Source organism: Streptomyces sp. NPDC058637 (assembly GCF_042717325.1).
Lineage (GTDB): Bacteria > Actinomycetota > Actinomycetes > Streptomycetales > Streptomycetaceae > Streptomyces.
In genome coordinates this window covers 42,723-56,993 of record NZ_JBHXRD010000043.1, presented here as the reverse complement: position 1 = coordinate 56,993, position 14,271 = coordinate 42,723, and the positions used below count along the sequence as shown (strand labels likewise).

At 71.8% G+C, this 14,271-nt stretch carries 12 protein-coding genes; 9 read left to right on the top strand and 3 right to left on the bottom strand.

Annotation, left to right across the window (positions count from 1 at the left end):
* Nucleotides 1-222 precede the first annotated feature (222 nt).
* The 5 genes from ACFWVP_RS31385 (at nt 223) to ACFWVP_RS31365 (ending at nt 6,393) form a co-directional block, all read left to right on the top strand.
* Nucleotides 223-1,113, top strand: a complete 891-nt coding sequence (locus ACFWVP_RS31385; RefSeq protein ID WP_384501366.1) for a deoxyribose-phosphate aldolase — start codon at nt 223-225, stop codon at nt 1,111-1,113.
* Nucleotides 1,114-1,152: 39 nt separating this feature from the next.
* Nucleotides 1,153-2,037 carry a 5-deoxy-glucuronate isomerase gene (gene iolB, locus ACFWVP_RS31380; protein WP_384501365.1) on the top strand — a complete coding sequence of 295 codons (885 nt, stop codon included), beginning with the start codon at nt 1,153-1,155 and terminating at the stop codon, nt 2,035-2,037.
* Between the two features lie 187 nt (nt 2,038-2,224).
* The gene (gene iolD / locus ACFWVP_RS31375; protein ID WP_384501369.1) at nt 2,225-4,072 is read left to right on the top strand and encodes a 3D-(3,5/4)-trihydroxycyclohexane-1,2-dione acylhydrolase (decyclizing); all 1,848 of its coding nucleotides are present in this window, start codon (nt 2,225-2,227) and stop codon (nt 4,070-4,072) included.
* A gap of 12 nt (nt 4,073-4,084) precedes the next feature.
* Nucleotides 4,085-5,584: a CoA-acylating methylmalonate-semialdehyde dehydrogenase gene (locus tag ACFWVP_RS31370; RefSeq protein ID WP_384501364.1), complete on the top strand. Its 1,500-nt coding sequence runs from the start codon at nt 4,085-4,087 to the stop codon at nt 5,582-5,584.
* 113 nt (nt 5,585-5,697) lie between these two features.
* The gene (locus tag ACFWVP_RS31365) at nt 5,698-6,393 is read left to right on the top strand and encodes a DUF4291 domain-containing protein (RefSeq protein ID WP_384501363.1); all 696 of its coding nucleotides are present in this window, start codon (nt 5,698-5,700) and stop codon (nt 6,391-6,393) included.
* On the opposite strand, the gene ACFWVP_RS31360 is transcribed toward ACFWVP_RS31365, so the two are convergent.
* Entirely contained in the window at nt 6,321-6,740 is a 420-nt protein-coding gene (locus ACFWVP_RS31360; protein ID WP_384501362.1) for a GNAT family N-acetyltransferase, read from the bottom strand. The two genes, ACFWVP_RS31365 and ACFWVP_RS31360, sit on opposite strands and share 73 nt — an antisense overlap.
* 131 nt (nt 6,741-6,871) lie before the next feature.
* Between ACFWVP_RS31360 and ACFWVP_RS31355 the strand changes: the two genes are divergently transcribed.
* The 4 genes from ACFWVP_RS31355 (at nt 6,872) to ACFWVP_RS31340 (ending at nt 12,780) form a co-directional block, all read left to right on the top strand.
* Nucleotides 6,872-9,526: an alpha/beta fold hydrolase gene (locus ACFWVP_RS31355; protein WP_384501361.1), complete on the top strand. Its 2,655-nt coding sequence runs from the start codon at nt 6,872-6,874 to the stop codon at nt 9,524-9,526.
* Complete coding sequence (locus ACFWVP_RS31350; protein WP_384501360.1) at nt 9,523-10,413, top strand: ABC transporter permease; 891 nt, start codon at nt 9,523-9,525, stop codon at nt 10,411-10,413. Before ACFWVP_RS31355 ends, ACFWVP_RS31350 begins: the two co-directional genes overlap by 4 nt.
* A gap of 126 nt (nt 10,414-10,539) precedes the next feature.
* Entirely contained in the window at nt 10,540-12,135 is a 1,596-nt protein-coding gene (locus ACFWVP_RS31345) for a von Willebrand factor type A domain-containing protein (RefSeq protein ID WP_384501359.1), read from the top strand.
* A gap of 201 nt (nt 12,136-12,336) precedes the next feature.
* Nucleotides 12,337-12,780 (top strand): DUF1772 domain-containing protein, encoded by a 444-nt coding sequence (locus ACFWVP_RS31340; protein WP_384501358.1) that lies wholly within the window; start codon nt 12,337-12,339, stop codon nt 12,778-12,780.
* A gap of 62 nt (nt 12,781-12,842) precedes the next feature.
* Here ACFWVP_RS31340 and ACFWVP_RS31335 read toward each other — a convergent pair whose 3' ends face one another.
* Together ACFWVP_RS31335 and rhaS are read right to left on the bottom strand one after the other, a co-directional pair.
* Entirely contained in the window at nt 12,843-13,157 is a 315-nt protein-coding gene (locus tag ACFWVP_RS31335) for an L-rhamnose mutarotase (RefSeq protein ID WP_384501357.1), read from the bottom strand.
* Nucleotides 13,158-13,177: 20 nt separating this feature from the next.
* Nucleotides 13,178-14,263, bottom strand: coding sequence for a rhamnose ABC transporter substrate-binding protein (gene rhaS, locus ACFWVP_RS31330; protein ID WP_384501356.1), 1,086 nt, complete (start codon nt 14,261-14,263; stop codon nt 13,178-13,180).
* Between the last annotated feature and the right edge of the window lie 8 nt (nt 14,264-14,271).

Genomic DNA, 14,271 nt, shown 5'->3' with positions numbered 1-14,271 from the left:
AGCGGAATAAGAGTCCCGACCCGACGGAGCGGAAGCTGCCCCGCGTACCCCCGGACCGGCAGCAGCCCCCCGACCCCCCGGACCGGCAGCAGCCCCCCGACCCCCCGGACCGGCAGCAGATCCTGGAACCCCCGGACCGGCAGCAGCAGGTCCTGGAAGCCCCGCACCGACCTCCGGGCCTCCCGGAACCGCCGCCCCGGACGGACCCTCCGGAGCCACCCCATGACCTCGCCCGCCGCAGCCTCAGTCGCCGATCTCGTCCGTCTCCGGGCGCACCGCCCCGAGGCCGTCGCCGAGGCCGCCGCGGTCCGCCGCAGACGTCCCCTCGTCGGTCCCACCGGCCGCCTGATGATCATCGCCGCGGACCATCCGGCCCGCGGTTCCCTGGCCGTCGGCGACGACGAATTCGCCATGGCCGACCGCTTCGGCCTCCTGGAACGGCTCCGCGTCGCCCTCTCGCGCCCCGGCGTCGACGGAGTCCTCGCCGGTGCCGACGTCCTGGAGGACCTCCTGCTCCTCGGGGCCCTGGAGGACAAGGTCGTCATCGGCTCCATGAACCGCGGCGGACTCGCGGGAGCCGCCTACGAACTCGACGACCGCTTCACCGGCCACCGCCCGATCGACCTGTCCCAGCAGGGCTTCGACGCGGGGAAGCTGTTGCTGAGGATCGACTACGACGACCCCGGCTCCCTGGACACCCTCCACACAGCCGCCCGCACCGTCAACGCCATGGCCGCCCACCGGCTGCCCGTCTTCATCGAACCCTTCCTCTGCCACCGCACCGACGGCAAGCTCCGCACCGACCTGCGGGCCGCGGCCGTCACCACCTCCATCGCCGTCGCCTCGGGCCTGGGCGGCACCTCCGCCTACACCTGGCTCAAGGTCCCCGTCACCGAGGACCCCGACGACATGGCCCAGGTCATGCGGACCTCGACCCTCCCCGCCGTCCTGCTCGGGGGCGAGGTCAAAGGGGACCTGGACGGCGCGTACGAGAAGTGGCGCGGGGCCCTGAGCCTGCCGACCGTCCGGGGACTGGTCGTCGGGCGGTCGCTGCTCTACCCGCCCGACGGGGACGTGGCGGGCGCGGTCGACACGGCCGTCGGACTGTTGTGAGTACCTGCGGGCGGGAGAGAGAAGGGTAGGGATGCGGACATGACGAAGCGCGACGAGCAGCAGCGGTACCACCTCCGGTCCGACCGTGCCGCGAGCGGCCCCTACAGCCTCGACATCGACCCGGAGCGAGCCGGATGGGACCGGTCGAGCCTGCGTGTACTGGAGCTCGAGCCCGGTGGTGTTCATACCTTGGTAACCGGAGAGAGCGAATGGATCGTCCTCCCGTTGGCCGGTGCCTGTACGGTGCAGTCAGCGGGTGAGATCTTTGAACTACTGGGCCGGGAAAGCGTGTTCGGCGCAGTGACGGATTTCGCCTATCTGCCACGTGACGCCCGCGCACAGATCGCCTCCGGCGCAGGAGGCCGCTTCGCCCTGGCAGGAGCGAAGTGCGAGCGACGACTCCCCGCTCGCTACGGCCCCGCGCCGGAGGTACCGGTCGAACTCCGCGGTGCGGGGAGCTGCTCCCGGCAGGTGAACAACTTCGCGGCCGCCGACACGTTCCCGTGCGACCGCCTCATCGCCGTCGAGGTCCTCACACCGGGCGGCAACTGGTCCTCGTACCCGCCGCACAAGCACGACGAGCACCTGCCAGGCGTCGAGTCCGAGCTGGAGGAGATCTACTACTTCGAGGTCGAGGGCGACGGTCTCGGTTACCACCGCGTCTCACCTTCCCGCGAGGGCGGTACGGACGTACTCGCCGAAGTCGCCACCGGAGACGCCGTCCTCATCCCCGACGGCTGGCACGGCCCGTCCATCGCCCCTCCCGGCCGCACCCTGTACTACCTCAACGTGATGGCGGGCCCGGGGGAGAAGCGCGAGTGGCTGATCCGCGACCACCCCGGCCACCGCTGGATCCGTGACACCTGGCCGGCCCAGCCCGTCGACCCCCGGCTCCCGCTCCACGGCCCGCGGACCGGACCGTGAGCACGAAACGGCCAGTGACCACACCCCGCACCCCCGGCCCGGAGGGAAGCCCTTGACCACCACCCCGCCCACCGCACCGCCCGCCACCCCCGGACGTCCGACCCCCGGGAACCCGACCTCCGAACACCCGCCCCCCGGACCCTCAACCCCCAGGCACTCCACCCGCAGGCTCACCACCGCCCAGGCGCTGATCGCCTTCCTGGCCCGCCAGTACACCGAACGCGACGGCCGCCGCCAACGCCTGATCGGCGCCACCTGGGGCATCTTCGGCCACGGCAACGTCGCGGGCATCGGCCAGGCGCTCGTCGAGTCAGGCCCCGCGATGCCCTATCTCCAGGGCCGCAGCGAACAGGCCATGGTGCACGCCGCCGTCGGATACGCCCGCCAGTCCGGCCGGCTCTCCGCGCAGGCGGTCACCACCTCCATCGGCCCCGGCGCCACCAACCTCGTCACAGGCGCCGCCCTCGCCACCGTCAACCACCTCCCGGTGCTGCTCCTGCCCGGTGACACCTTCGCGACCCGGCCCGCCGACCCCGTGCTCCAGCAGCTCGAAGTGCCGTACGCCGGGGACGTGTCGGTCAACGACTGCCTGCGCCCCGTCTCCCGGTACTTCGACCGGATCACCCGCCCCGAGGCGCTGATCCCGGCCGCGCTGCAGGCCATGCGGACCCTCGCCGACCCGGAGACGACCGGTGCCGTCACGCTCGCGCTGCCGCAGGACGTGCAGGCCGAGGCGTACGACTGGCCTGCGGAGTTCTTCGCCGCGCGCGTCTGGCACGTACGCAGGCCCGCCCCCGACCCGGACGAACTCGAACGGGCGGTCCGGGCGGTCCGCACCGCACGCCGCCCCCTGATCGTCGCGGGTGGCGGCGTCCACCACAGTGCCGCCGAGGAGACCCTCGCCGCCTTCGCCGCCGCCACCCGCATCCCCGTAGCCTCCACCCAGGCCGGCAAGGGCTCGCTGCGCCACGACCACCCCGCCGACGTGGGCGGCATCGGCCACACCGGCACCGCGACCGCCGACGACCTGGCCCGCGAGGCGGACCTGGTCATCGGGATCGGCACCCGCTACACGGACTTCACGACCGCGTCCGGCACGCTCTTCGCCGACTCTGCGGTCCGCTTCCTCAACCTCAACATCGCCGGCTTCGACGCCCACAAGCTCGCCGCACTCCCACTCGTCGCGGACGCCCGCACCTCCCTCGAAGCGCTCGGCGCCGCCCTCGGCGCACGCGGCTACCACGTCGACCCCGCCTACGAGACCGCGTACACCGATGCCAAGGAGCGCTGGGAGCAGCGCGTCGACGCGGCCTTCGCCGCCCCCGACCCGGACGTCCGCCCCACCCAGGCCCAGGTCCTCGGGCTGCTCGACGCCCTCGTCACCGAGGACGACATCCTGATCAACGCGGCGGGTTCGCTCCCCGGGGACCTGCACAAGCTGTGGCGGACCCGTTCCCCGCGGCAGTACCACGTCGAATACGGCTACTCCTGCATGGGATACGAGATTCCGGCCGCCCTCGGAGTCCAGCTCGCCGCACCCGGCCGGCCCGTCTGGGCCCTCGTCGGCGACGGCACCTACCTGATGAACCCCACCGAGATCGTCACCGCGGTGCAGGAGGGCCTGCCCGTCAAGCTCGTCATCCTGCAGAACCACGGGTACGCGTCCATCGGCGGCCTCTCCGAATCGGTCGGCGCCGAGCGCTTCGGCACGGCCTACCGGCACCGCGCCGCGGACGGGAGCTTCACCGGCCCGCCGCTCCCCGTCGACCTCGCGGCCAACGCGGCCTCGCTCGGCATGCGGGTGCTGCGCGCGGAGTCCGTACGGGAGCTGCGCGGGGCGCTCGCCGAGGCGCGCGGTGCGGACCGTCCCACTTGTGTCTACGTCGAGACCCGAACGCCAGACACTGTGTCGGGGCCCCCTCCGGCACAGGCGTGGTGGGATGTTCCTGTGGCCGAGACCGCGACCCGCCCGTCGGCGGTCGCGGCCCGCGAGGAGTACGACCGGCAGACCGCCGCCCGACGCCACCGTCTCTGAAGGAGTCCCGGAATGAAGACCGTCAACCACTGGATCGGTGGCAAGACCGTCGAGGGCACGTCGGGCAACTACGGCCCGGTCACCGACCCGGCGACCGGTGCCGTGACCACCCGGGTCGCGCTCGCCTCGGCCGAGGAGGTCGACGCCGCGGTCACCGCCGCGAAGGACGCGTACGGGACGTGGGGCACCTCCTCGCTCTCCGCCCGCACCGCCGTCCTCTTCCGCTACCGCGCCCTGCTGGACGCCCACCGCGACGAGATCGCCGCGCTGATCACCGCCGAACACGGCAAGGTGCACTCCGACGCGCTCGGCGAGGTCGCCCGGGGCCTGGAGATCGTCGAGCTGGCCTGCGGCATCACGACCCAGCTCAAGGGCGAGCTGTCCACCCAGGTGTCCAGCCGGGTCGACGTGGCCTCGATCCGCCAGTCGATCGGCGTCGTCGCGGGCATCACCCCGTTCAACTTCCCGGCCATGGTGCCGATGTGGATGTTCCCGCTGGCCATCGCCTGCGGCAACACGTTCGTCCTGAAGCCCAGCGAGAAGGACCCGTCGGCCGCCAACCTGCTGGCCGAGCTGGCCGCCGAGGCGGGTCTGCCCGACGGTGTACTCAACGTCCTGCACGGTGACAAGGTCGCCGTCGACGGTCTGCTGGCCCATCCCGACGTCGCCGCCGTCTCCTTCGTGGGCTCGACCCCGATCGCCCGTCACATCCACGCCACGGCCTCCGCGAACGGCAAGCGCGTCCAGGCCCTGGGCGGTGCGAAGAACCACATGCTGGTCCTCCCGGACGCCGACCTGGACGCCGCGGCCGACGCCGCCGTCTCCGCCGCGTACGGGTCCGCCGGTGAGCGGTGCATGGCGATCTCCGCCGTCGTCGCCGTCAGTTCCGTCGCCGACGACCTGGTCGCCCGCATCAAGGACCGCGCCGAGAGGATCAGGATCGGACCGGGCACCGACCCCACGTCCGAGATGGGCCCGCTGATCACGGCCGCCCACCGCGACAAGGTCGCCTCCTACGTCACCGGCGCCGCCGCCCAGGGCGCCGACGTCGTCCTCGACGGCACCGGCCACACGGTCGAGGGCTTCGAGGAGGGCCACTGGATCGGCCTGTCCCTCCTCGACCACGTCTCCACGGACTCCGACGCCTACCGGGACGAGATCTTCGGCCCGGTCCTGTGCGTGCTGCGCGTGGACACGTACGAAGAGGGCGTCGCGCTCATGAACGCCTCGCCGTTCGGCAACGGCACCGCGATCTTCACCCGCGACGGTGGCGCCGCCCGCCGCTTCCAGCTGGAGATCGAGGCCGGCATGGTCGGCGTCAACGTCCCGATCCCGGTGCCGGTGGGCTACCACTCCTTCGGTGGCTGGAAGGACTCCCTCTTCGGCGACCACCACATCTACGGCAACGACGGCGTGCACTTCTACACCCGCGGCAAGGTCGTCACCACCCGCTGGCCCGACCCGGCCGACGCCCCCACCGGCGTGGATCTCGGCTTCCCCCGCAACCACTGATCCGCGCCCACCGCGTCCACCGATCCGCCGCCCCCGGGCCCCAGGACGGGGCCCTGGGGCGGCGTGCGAAAAGCCGGTGGCAGAGGGCACGGGCCGTGGACCATCCTGGGCGGATGACCGCACCGCACCACGAGATCCGTGCCCTGCACACCGCCACCACGGTCACCGTCTACCAGGCCTATCAGCCGGCCATCGGTCTGCCGGCGGCCCGGGACGGGCGCTTCCCCGCCCTGTGGAAGCGCGACCGCATGACCTGGATCAAGCCCAGCTTCCTGTGGATGATGTATCGCTGCGGCTGGGCGAAGAAGGAGGGCCAGGAGACCGTCCTGGCCGTCGAGATCACCCGCGAAGGCTTCGACCACGCCCTCGCGAACGCCGAACTCTCCCACTACGTCAGGGGCGTTCACCCCGACCGCGCCACCTGGCAGCGCGACCTGCGCCGCGCCCCCGCCCGCATCCAGTGGGACCCCGAACGCGACCTCCACCTCAACCCGCTCCCGTACCGCTCCCTGCAGCTGGGCCTGTCCGGCGGGACGTCGCGCCGGTACGCCGACGAGTGGACGGTCTCCATCCGTGACGTCACACCGCTGGCCGGTGAGATCCACGCGCTGGTGCGGGCCGGGCAGGACGAGGCGGCTGCCGCACTGCTGCCGGAGGAACAGCCGTACTCCGAGCGCCCGGACAGCAGGGCTCCCCGGCCTGCCGTGCCCGCCGTGCCCGCCGTGCCCGCCCGGGCTCAGGACGGGCCGCCGAACCCCCAGGTCCGCATCGCGAACACTCCGTCGTCCCCCGCCCCCGCCGAGCGGTAGGTGGCCAGCGCCGCCTCGTTGTCGCGCTCCACGCCCACCCACATCCCGTAACAGCCACGCCTCCGCGCCTCGGCGGCCAGGGCGTCGGTCAGCGCCCGGCCGATGCCGCGCCGACGGTACGGCTCGTCGACCGCGAGTTCGTACAGGCACATCTCCGTGCCCTTGTCCGGGTGCAGCATCTCGATGCCGGAGACGAATCCCGCCAAGACCTCGTCCACATGGGCGATCAGCATCAGATGACCGCCCGCGGCCAGGAAGCGGGAAGCCCACTCCGGGGTCGGCGGGTTGTCGTAGAGGTGCCCGGCCGCGAGGAGTTCGGCGGTGGTGGTGGCGGTGCGGATGTCCATGTAAGGGCCCTTCGTGACGGTGGTGTACCGCGTACGGAGTACGGGGCGTGCCGGCTGTACCTCTCAGGGAGGCGACCGAGGTCACCCTCGCGGCTTCCCGGGGTAGGTCGCACTCCGTTTAGGGTCGAGTCATGGAGAAACCGACTTCCCGGTGGCGGCACCGGCTGCTGCCCCGTACCCGCGGCCGCTGGGCCGCGGTCGTCGCCGCGCTGGCCGTGCTGGCGGCCGCCGGCACCTGGACCGCCGTCGCGGACGACAGTGCGCCGTCCGTGCGCCGCGAGGACCGGATCATGCGGATGAACGGGGTGTCCGTCGACACCTCGTACTTCACGGCCGGAGGTTCGCAGCGCAGGCCGGCCGTGCTCATCGGGCACGGCTTCGGCGGCAGCAAGAACGATGTGCGTGCCCAGGCCGAGAAGCTCGCCGCCGACGGGTACGCCGTCATGACCTGGTCCGCCCGCGGGTTCGGGAAGTCGAGCGGAGAGATCACCCTCAACGCCCCCGACGGGGAGGTCGAGGACGTCTCCGGGCTCGTCGACTGGCTGGCCGGCCGGCCCGAGGTGGAGCTCGACGCGAAGGGCGATCCACGGGTCGGCGTCACCGGCGCCTCCTACGGTGGCGCGGTGTCGCTGCTCGCCGCCGGATACGACGAACGCGTCGACGCGATCGCCCCGGTCATCAGCTACTGGAACCTGGCCGACGCGCTGTTCCCCGACGGGGTGTTCAAGAAACTCTGGGCCGGCATCTTCGTCTCCTCCGGCGGCGGATGCGCGAAGTTCGAGAAGCAGCTGTGCGAGATGTACGAGCGGGTCGCGGTCAGCGGGAAGCCGGACACGGCCGCGCGTGAGCTGCTGACGGAACGTTCCCCCGTCGCCGTGGCCGACCGCATCGACGTACCCGCGCTCATCGTGCAGGGCCAGAGCGACTCCCTCTTCCCGCTCGGCCAGGCCGACGCCATGGCCAAGGCCATCAGTGGCAACGGCGCGCCCGTGTCCGTCGACTGGATCGCCGGCGGACACGACGGCGGGGACGCCGAGGCCGACCGGGTCGAGGGCCGGATCGGCACCTGGTTCGACCGCTACCTCAAGGACGACAAGGGCGCCGACACGGGACCCGCCTTCCGCGTGACCAGGACCGGAGGAATCGACTCCACCGACGGCGCCGCCCTCAAGCGCGGCGCGACCGGCGACACGTACCCGGGACTGACCGGCGGGAGCGAGAAGGTCCGGCTGATCAACCGCACCCAGACCTTCGACAACCCCGCCGGAGCCAACCCCCCCTCCATCTCGGCCGTCCCCGGCATCGGCGGCGGGCTCTCCCAGCTGTCCTCCCTAGGTGTCGGCCTCTCCCTCGACTTCCCCGGGCAGTACGCGCGCTACGACTCCGAACCGCTGGACACGTCCCTGCGCGTCACCGGATCACCCACCGTCCGCGTCAACGTCCGGGCGAGCCAGGGCGACGCGGTGCTGTTCGGCAAGGTCTACGACGTCTCCCCGGACGGGAAACAGCAGGTCCTGCCCTCCCAGCTCGTCACCCCGTACCGGATCGCACCCGCCCGGCAGGGCAAGCCCGTCGAGCTGACCCTGCCCGCGATCGACCACGAGGTCGACTCAGGCCACCGCCTCCGCCTCGTGCTGTCCACGACCGACCTCGGCTACGCGTCCCCCGCCGAACCCGCGACGTACACCGTCTCCCTCGAGGGGCCGCTGAACGTACCCACCGCACCCGCCGTGAGGACCGCGGCCGCCACCCTCCCGTGGTGGGTCTGGGGACTGCCGGCCGCCGCGGTCGCCATCGCCGCGCTGCTCCTGCTCACCGCACGCCGGCGCACCACGACCCCCGCACCCGACCCGGCACTCGCCGGCGTACCGCTGCAGATCACGGACCTGTCCAAGAAGTACGCCAAGTCCGCCGACCGGTACGCCGTCCGGGACCTCGGCTTCCGGGTCGAGAAGGGGCAGGTCCTCGGACTCCTCGGACCGAACGGTGCCGGCAAGACCACCACCCTGCGCATGCTGATGGGGCTCATCACCCCCGACGCCGGAGAGATCCGTGTCTTCGGGCACGCCATCCGGCCCGGGGCGCCCGCGCTGTCGCGCGTCGGATCCTTCGTCGAGGGCGCCGGCTTCCTGCCGCACCTGTCCGGCCGAGCCAACCTGGAGCTGTACTGGCAGGCCACCGGACGGCCCGCCGGGGACTCCCACATCGACGAGGCCCTGGAGATCGCCGGACTCGGAGACGCCCTGGCCCGTGCCGTACGGACCTACTCGCAGGGCATGCGGCAGCGGCTCGCCATCGCCCAGGCCATGCTCGGCATGCCGGACCTGCTCATCCTCGACGAACCGACCAACGGCCTCGACCCGCCCCAGATCCGCGAGATGCGGGACGTGATGATCCGGTACGCGGCCGGGGGCCGCACCGTGATCGTCTCCAGCCACCTCCTGTCCGAGGTGGAACAGTCCTGCACCCACCTCGTCGTCATGGACCGCGGCCGGCTCGTCCAGGCGGGCCCGGTCGCCGAGATCACCGGCTCGGGCGACATGCTGCTCGTCACCACCGCGGCCGAGGTCTCCGAACCCCTCGCGGACAAGGTGGCGGCCCTGCCCGGCATCGGCTCCGCCGTCCGGGTGGACGACGGCCACGGGCTGCTGGTCCGGCTCGACGGCGCCACCCCGGCCCAACTGGTCGCCGACCTGGTCCGTCTCGACGTACCGGTGACGGGTGTCGGTCCGCACCGCCGCCTGGAGGACGCGTTCCTCACCCTCATCTCCGGAGGATCCGCATGAGCTCCGCCACCGAAGTCCGGGGCCACGCCGAAGCCCCCGGCTACCACGCCCGCCGCACCCTGCCCCTGCGCGTCGAGGCGATGCGGCAGCTGCGCAGACGCCGCACCCTGCTCATGGGCGGGGTGCTGGCCGCCCTGCCCTTCATCCTCATCATCGCCTTCGCCATCGGCGGCACCCCCGGCGGTGAAGGGGGCGGCGGTGGTGGGGGCGGCTCGCGGATCAACCTGATGGACGTCGCCACGGAGTCCGCCGCGAACTTCGCGGCGACCTGCCTGTTCGTCTCCGCCGGCTTCCTGCTGGTGGTCCCGGTCGCCCTGTTCTGCGGGGACACCGTCGCCTCCGAGGCGAGCTGGTCCTCACTGCGCTACCTGCTCGCGGCGCCCGTGCCCCGCGCCCGGCTGCTGTGGAGCAAGCTCGTCGTCGCGCTCGGCTTCAGCCTCGCCGCGATGGTGCTCCTGCCGCTCGTCGCCCTGGCCGCGGGAGCCGCCGCGTACGGCTGGGGGCCGCTGAAACTGCCCACCGGAGGCGCGCTCAGCACCTCGGACACCGTGCCGCGCCTCGCGCTCGTCGTCGGGTTCATCTTCGTCTCCCAACTCGTCACCGCGGGACTGGCGTTCTGGCTGTCGACCAAGACCGACGCACCGCTCGGCGCGGTCGGCGGCGCGGTCGGGCTGACCATCGTCGGCAACGTCCTGGACGCCGTCACGGCCCTCGGCACCTGGCGCGAGTTCCTGCCCGCGCACTGGCAGTTCGCCTGGGCGGACGCCCTCCAGCCCGAGCTCGAATGGGGCGGGATGGTGAAGGGCGCGGCCGTCTCGGTGACGTACGCCCTGATCCTGTTCGCGTTCGCCTTCCGGGGGTTCAGTCGTAAGGACATCGTGTCCTGACCCTGATGTTCCGGCCCGTTCCCGCGCGCTGTTGCCGCATCGAGACAGATCCGCAACACGTTCGTCCGATCCTGGCAGGCGCCCCGTACGTCACATCCACAGATGTCGACAACGTGGGGGGTACGGATGCAACGCCGGACAAGGACTCATCGGGGAGCGCTGATCGCTCTGTTGGCGGGCGGGATGCTGCTGACCGGCTGCGGCGGCGGCACCAGCAGCGAGACCTCCGCGGACAAGGCCACCGGCAGCGGCGGACCGCGTGGCGGGCAGCCCGCGCCTGCCGCGCCGTCCTCCGCACCGGAGCAGCGGGAGGACGGAGCACAGCGCAAGGAGGACGGCGACGCCCGTGAGGTCGCGCCGCCTGACTACCTGTCGACCTTCGCCCTGGACGTGGACACCGCCGGCTACGGCTACGCGCGCCGCCTCCTCGGCGACGGGAAGCTGCCCCCGGCGGACGTCGTGCGGCCGGAGGAATTCGTCAACAGCTTCCGGCAGGGCTACCAGCGGCCGAAGGGCAACGGGTTCTCGGTGACCGTCGACGGCACGAAGGCCGCGTCGGGGGCGGGCGACTGGTCGCTCGTACGGGTCGGTCTGGCCACCGGGACCGCCGACGACACCGGTGAACGCCCGCCCGCCGCCCTGACGTTCGTCGTCGACATCTCCGGGTCGATGGCCGAGCCCGGCCGGCTCGACCTCGCGAAGAAGTCGCTGGGCATCCTCACCGACGAACTGCGCGACGACGACTCCGTCTCCCTCGTCACCTTCAGCGGGGAGGCGGAGACCCGGTTGGAGATGACCCGCCTCGGCGGCAACCGCACCGAGATCCGGGACGCCGTCGACGAGCTGGAACCCGCGGACTCCACCAATGTGGCGGCCGGTGTGGAGCGCGGCTACGACGAGGCGGTCAAGGGCCACCGCAAGGGCGCCACCAACCGGGTCGTCCTGCTCTCCGACGCGCTCGCCAACACCGGTGAGACCGACGCCGACGCGATCCTGGAACGGATCGGCGACGCACGCGAGGAGTACGGCATCACCCTGTTCGGCGTCGGCGTCGGCAGCGACTACGGCGACGCGCTGATGGAGCGCCTCACCAACAAGGGCGACGGCAACACCACGTACATCGGCGACGAGTCCCAGGCCAGGAAGGTTTTCGTCGACCAGCTGCCCGCCCACGTCCAGCTCCGGGCCCGCGACGCGAAGGCCCAGGTGGCCTTCGACCGCAAGACCGTCCAGCAGTTCAGGCTCATCGGCTACGAGAACCGCAAGGTCGCCGACGAGGACTTCCGCGACGACAGCGTCGACGGCGGCGAGGTCGGCCCCGGCCACACCGTCACCGCGCTCTACGCGGTACGCCTCCGCGACGGCGCGTCCGGGCACGTGGCGACGGCCACGGTGCGCTGGCTGGACCCGAAGACCCGCGAGGCCCACGAGGAGACCGGGGCCGTGGAGACCGGGGCGGTCGACGGAACACTCTGGGGCGGCGAGAACACCAGGCTCCAGGTGACCGCGGTGGCCGCCTACTTCGCGGACAGCCTGCGCGGCGGCGACCTGCCGGGCACCCCCGCCCTCGGTGAACTCGCCCGTCAGGCACGGAAGCTGGCCGCCTCCACCGAGGACAGCTCGGTGGAGAAGCTGGCGACGGCGATCGAGCAGGCCGACCGCATCAAGGGCGGCGGCGGGGACGAGCCGCAGGGCGGCGAGGGAGAGGGCGAGGTCGGCTGACCACGGCCGGGGACCGCAAGAGCACGGCCCGGGTCCAGGTCCGGGCCCGGTGGTTCGGCCGGAAGCGCTCCGCGGGCCCGGCCCGCACCCCGCGTACGCCGGCACGGAGGGCACCCCGCGGGGCCGGTGTGACGGAAGCGTTGCACGAGGGTGTGCCTGCGGGGCTGTGCGCGCGGGGTGGCGCCGGGTCATCATGAGCCCATGTCCTATGTGCTCCTCCTGGCCGCCGTGCTCGTCACCGGCCTCTACGCCGGCTTCATGCTGACGTTCATGATCGCGGTCATGCCGGGCCTGGCCGCCCTGTCGGACGACCAGTTCGCCTCCGCGATGCGCCGCTTCAACGAGAAGGTTCCCGGGCCGCCCTTCCTCGTCCTCTTCGCCGGGGTGGTCCTCCTCCCCGCCGCCGTACTCGTCGCGGGGACGTCCGACTGGCCGGTGGTTCTCGGCGCGCTCCTGTGCAGCGTCGTCGGCCACCTGATCACGATCGCGGGGAACATCCCGCTGAACAACGCGCTCGCCGGGTCGGAGGGCGGCGACGACAGCGCGGCCCGCACCGCGTTCGAGTCCCGCTGGAACGGCCTCCACCGGGCCCGGACCGCGTTCTCGCTCCTCGCCTTCACCCTGCTGATCGTCGCCGCCCTGTAACCGGCCGCCCCAGGACGGGAGACCTGCCGGACACGCCGGGGGCCGGCCCCCGGCGTGTCCGTCTACGCGAGGTGGAACACCTCGGTCAGCGGGACCATCGCCTCGTCCGGCGCCTCCGGCTGTTCGAAGAACTCCGCCATCTCCCGCTGCCACCGGTCGTTGACGTCCGTCGCGGCCATCGCCTCGCGGGCCGCGTCGAAGTCCTCCGTCTCCAGATAGCCGACGAGCAGACCGTCCTCACGCAGGAAGAGCGAGTAGTTGTGCCACCCGGCCCCGGACAGGGCCGCCAGCATCTCCGGCCACACCGCCGCGTGCCGCTCGCGGTACTCGTCCTTGCGGTCCTCGCGGACCTTCAGCAGAAAGCAGACACGCTGCATGATGAAGCCGGCCCCCGCACTCAGAAGTTGAACTGGTCGATGTTCTCGGCGTCGAAGACGGTCGGCTCGCCGAGGATGACCTCGCCGTCCTTGCCGATCGTGTACTCACCGAGCTTGCCCGCCTCGAACTTCTCCCCCTCGGCCCCGGTGATCTGCCCCGACGCCAGCGCGGCGGCGGCGTACGAGCCGAGGTAGCCGAGCTCCTCCGGGTTCCACAGCGAGAACTGCTCGACGGTGCCGTCCTTGACGTACTTGCGCATCTGGTTCGGTGTACCGAGCCCGTTGAGGACGACCTTGCCCTTGTACGAGGAGTCGCTCAGGTAGCGGGCCGCGGCGGCGATGCCGACCGTGGTCGGCGAGATGATGCCCTTGAGGTCGGGGTAGGCCTGCATGAGGCCCTGCGTCTGCTGGAAGGACTTCTGGTCCGCGTCGTCGCCGTACGCGACCTTGACCAGCTCCATGTCCTGGTACCTGGGGAGCTCCAGCTCCTTCCTCATGAACTCGATCCAGGTGTTCTGGTTCGTCGCGTTCTGCGTGGCCGACAGGATCGCGACCTTGCCCTTGTAACCGAGCTGCTCGCCGAGGTGCTGGACCAGGCTGCGGCCGATCTCCTCGGAGCTGGCCTGGTTGATGAAGAGCTGACGGCAGTCCTTCGCCGTGTCCGAGTCGTACGCGACGACCTTGATGTCCTTCTTCATGGCCTGCTTGAGCGGGCCGCACACCGCGTTGGGGTCGTTCGCCGCGACCAGGATCGCGTCCTGGCGCTGCTGGATCAGCGTGTTGATGTAGCTGACCTGCGAGGAGGCGTTGGCGTCGGACGGGCCGACCTCCTTGCCCGTGCCGCCGTACTCCTTCGCCGCGGCGATGCCCGCCTCGTCGACGATCTTCTCGTACGGGTTGTTGATCTGCTTGGGCAGGAAGGCGATCTTCAGGCCCTTCTTCAACGGCGCGTCCGGATCGGCCTTCGCGGAACCGGCGACCTTCGCGGAACCGGTGTCCTCACTGTCCTTCGTGGTGCCGGAACAGGCGGTCAGGGCGAGGGCGAGGGAGACGGCGGTGGCGGCGGTCGCGACGGCGCGGCGCCCAGCGGCATTGCGGAGCATCATGGCGGCGT